Below are 3,507 nucleotides of genomic sequence, written 5' to 3'. Positions count from 1 at the left end.
CGGATATCAGACCTCGGTTTCCCGCCTCCGCTCCTTCCTAAAACCTAAAACATACAACCTCAAACCGCCTTTCCTCATCTTTCCAAACTGGACTTGCCCGGCGTGAACCCGTATACGGACACATTCCGTGTTCCGGCGCAAACGCACATACGCCGGGCACATACCCAAACCCCTTTGCCTTGGCAATATCGATGATGGAAAAACAAACCTATATCAGCGACCTCCGGGACGGCATGGCCTTTGACGACACCTTCGCCCTGGCCGCGGCACGGATGAACCAGGCCAAAAACGGTCCCTACTGGCAGCTCACCCTGCAGGACAAAACCGGTGCCGTCGGCGCAAAGATATGGTTCCCTGCCAGCCAAAACTACGAAGGCCTGCAGCCCGAACAATTCGTGCGCGTCCAGGGCCGCATCTCCACCTTCAAAGACCAGCTCCAGGCGAACATCAACACCCTCCAGGTCCTCGACCCCGCCGGGATCGACAGGACAGAATTTCTGCCCAGTTCATCCACGCCCCCCCAGGAACTCCTCGAGGAGATCGAGACCATCCTCAAGCAGGAAGTCACCAATCCGGGGTGGAAAAAACTGTACAGCAAGATCCTCCGGAGCCAGGACATCCGCGAAGCCCTTCTGTCCGCGCCCGGGGGCAAATCCATCCATCACGCCTATGTGGGTGGACTTCTGGAACACACCCTTGGAGTGGTCAAGGCATGTCGGGCCATGAGCGATCTCTACCCTTCGCTGGACCGGGACATCCTGCTTGTCGCGGCCACCTTCCACGACCTGGGCAAGGCCTATGAGATCAGCCACGGGATATCCCGCGAATACACCGCCCCGGGCAAACTCCTCGGACATATCCATCTCGGGCTGGAGATTCTCACGCCATATTTGAACAAATCGGGGCTTGACGAGGGGTTGATACTCCATTTTAAACATCTCATTTTGAGCCACCACGGTCAGTACGATTACGGCTCACCCAAACTGCCCATGACCCATGAGGCCATGGTCCTGCATATGGCCGACAACCTGGATGCCAAGATGAACACCATGGACCAGGCACTAGAACAGACCGGAACAGGCAATTGGTCGGGGTACCAACGGTGTCTGGAGCGGGACCTCTACGTACCGTCAAGAACCCCGCAACCGGAAAAGACGACCCGCAGGGGTCCGAAAAAAAAGGAAGACCAATGTTCATTACCCTTGAAGGTATAGAAGGCTGCGGCAAGTCGACCCAGGGCAGGATGATCCGCGCGTACCTACAATCCAAGGGGATGGAGGTCACCCCGACCCTGGAGCCCGGAGGATCGATCCTGGGCACGACCCTGCGCCAGATCCTCCTGGACCCAAAAAACGACGACATCACCGGACTCACGGAATTGTTCCTCTACCTGGCCGACAGGTCCCAGCACGTCTCCTCGGTGATCCGCCCGGCCCTGGACCGGGGCGAGGTCGTGCTCTGCGACCGGTTCGCCGATTCCACCGTGGTCTACCAGGGATATGGACGGGGCCTCGATCCCAAGCTCCTCCACCAGCTCAACGAGGTGGCCGTTGACGCTACCTGGCCCGACCTGACCCTGCTCCTGGATCTCGATCCGGAAATCGGTCTCAAACGCGCGCTGACCCGCAATCTCCAGGAAAACAAACACAGTACCGAAGGACGGTTCGAGGCCGAAAGCCTGGCCTTCCATTCACGGGTCCGCGAAGGCTATCTGACCTGGGCGGCCCTGAACCGGGACCGATTTGTGGTCATCGATGCGGCGGGGAGCAAGGAAGACACATTTACGGCGATCCGCGGGGCGATTGATGCAAGATTGTAAAAATTATGAAATTATAGAAATTTCTTAACATAACAAATGTATACATCCCGCACCATCCATGACGTCAGCGTACTCACCTTCCCCAAGATCACCGATCCCCGGGGCAATCTGACCTTTGTGGAGCAGGAACACCACATCCCCTTTGCCATCAGCCGGGCCTACTGGATCTACGATGTTCCGGGCGGGGGCAAACGCGGGGGGCATGCCTACAAAAACCAGCACGAATGCATCATCGCCCTGTCCGGCAGCTTCGACGTATATCTGGACGACGGCTCGACCCAGAAGACGGTCAGCCTGAACCGGGCCTATTACGGGCTGTACATCCCGAACATGATCTGGCGCAGGATGCAGAACTTTTCCACCAATGCGGTCGCCCTTGTCCTGGCCTCCCACCCCTACGACCAGGGGGATTATGTGCGCGACTTTGAAAAATTCAAGACCCTCAACCGGACCGGACTATGAGCACGACCATCGATGATTGCGAGCGGATCAAGCTGGACCGGTTCTATGACACGAGGGGATCGCTCACCCCCATATACAACCAGCTCCACATCCCCTTTGACATTGCCAGGACCTATTATCTGTACGACGTCCCTGGGGGCATGAACCGGGGCGGGCATGCGCACCGAGAGCTCCAGCAACTCATTGTCTGCGTCATGGGAGCCTTTGACGTGGTCCTGGACGACGGCGCGCGGACAAAGACCGTCAGATTGGAGAGGGCCTATTACGGCCTGTATGTTCCCAGAATGATCTGGCGGGAATTGATCAATTTTTCCTCCGGGGCCATCTGTCTGGTCCTGGCCTCCCTGCCCTATGACGAACACGAATACGTGCGCAACTACGAAACATTCCTCAAACGCAAACAGGCAAAATGCAGATGATCCCCTTTCTCGACCTTGGAGCCGTCAACCACGCCTATCGAGACGAACTCGTCGCCGCTGCATCCCGGGTCATCGACTCGGGGTGGTACATCCAGGGCCGGGAAGTCCGGGCCTTTGAAGAAGAATTTGCTGCGTTCTGCGGGGTTTCCCATGCCATCGGCGTTGGCAACGGGTTGGATGCCCTGACCCTCATCCTGCGTGCGTACAAAGAGATGGGAATTATGCAGGAAGGCGATGGGGTCATTGTGCCGGCGAACACGTATATCGCCACCATCCTGGCCATCACGGAAAACCGCCTCACCCCCATTCCGGTGGAGCCCGCCCCGGCAACCTGCAATCTCGACCCGGATGCGGTTCGGGCATTTCTGGAATCAGGCACGATCCCGGGAACCCCGGAAACCTTTTCCATCGATCGGGTCAAGGCGATCATGCCCGTCCATCTCTACGGCCGGCTGGCCCCCATGGATGCCATAAACGCCATCGCGGCCGATTACGGTCTCAAGGTCATCGAGGACGCGGCCCAGGCCCATGGGGCGATGCACAATGGACAGCGGGCCGGCAATTTCGGGCATGCCGCGGGATTCAGCTTCTATCCGGGAAAAAATCTGGGCGCTCTGGGCGATGCAGGGACCGTGACCACCAATGATCCGGAACTGGCCGCCATGGTCCGGGCCCTGGGCAATTACGGGTCGCACCAGAAATACATAAACGGAATCACCGGGGTCAATTCGAGGCTCGACGAGATGCAGGCCGCCCTGCTGCGGGTCAAACTCGCCCACCTGGACGAGGACACGGAAAAACGCCGAA

Annotated in this window: 5 protein-coding genes; all 5 read left to right on the top strand. The window is 58.3% G+C overall.

Annotated elements, in window-relative coordinates; translation table 11 throughout:
* The first annotated feature begins 191 nt into the window (after positions 1-191).
* The gene (locus ACY692_RS14610; protein WP_462326112.1) at positions 192-1,214 is read left to right on the top strand and encodes a 3'-5' exoribonuclease YhaM family protein; all 1,023 of its coding nucleotides are present in this window, start codon (positions 192-194) and stop codon (positions 1,212-1,214) included.
* On the top strand, positions 1,190-1,819 hold the full coding sequence (tmk, locus tag ACY692_RS14605) for a dTMP kinase (protein WP_462326111.1): 630 nt from the start codon (positions 1,190-1,192) through the stop codon (positions 1,817-1,819). Before ACY692_RS14610 ends, tmk begins: the two co-directional genes overlap by 25 nt.
* A gap of 36 nt (positions 1,820-1,855) precedes the next feature.
* Positions 1,856-2,281, top strand: a complete 426-nt coding sequence (locus ACY692_RS14600; protein WP_462326110.1) for a sugar 3,4-ketoisomerase — start codon at positions 1,856-1,858, stop codon at positions 2,279-2,281.
* Positions 2,278-2,700 (top strand): sugar 3,4-ketoisomerase, encoded by a 423-nt coding sequence (locus ACY692_RS14595; protein WP_462326109.1) that lies wholly within the window; start codon positions 2,278-2,280, stop codon positions 2,698-2,700. The genes ACY692_RS14600 and ACY692_RS14595 overlap by 4 nt, the downstream gene beginning before the upstream one ends.
* A partial coding sequence (locus tag ACY692_RS14590) for a DegT/DnrJ/EryC1/StrS family aminotransferase (RefSeq protein ID WP_462326108.1) occupies positions 2,691-3,507 on the top strand: 817 nt, incomplete at its 3' end. The genes ACY692_RS14595 and ACY692_RS14590, both read left to right, overlap by 10 nt.

The sequence above is a fragment of the Desulfoplanes sp. genome (assembly GCF_054921335.1).
Note: the sequence above shows the minus strand (reverse complement) of the source record. Positions and strands in the feature narration are given on the sequence as shown.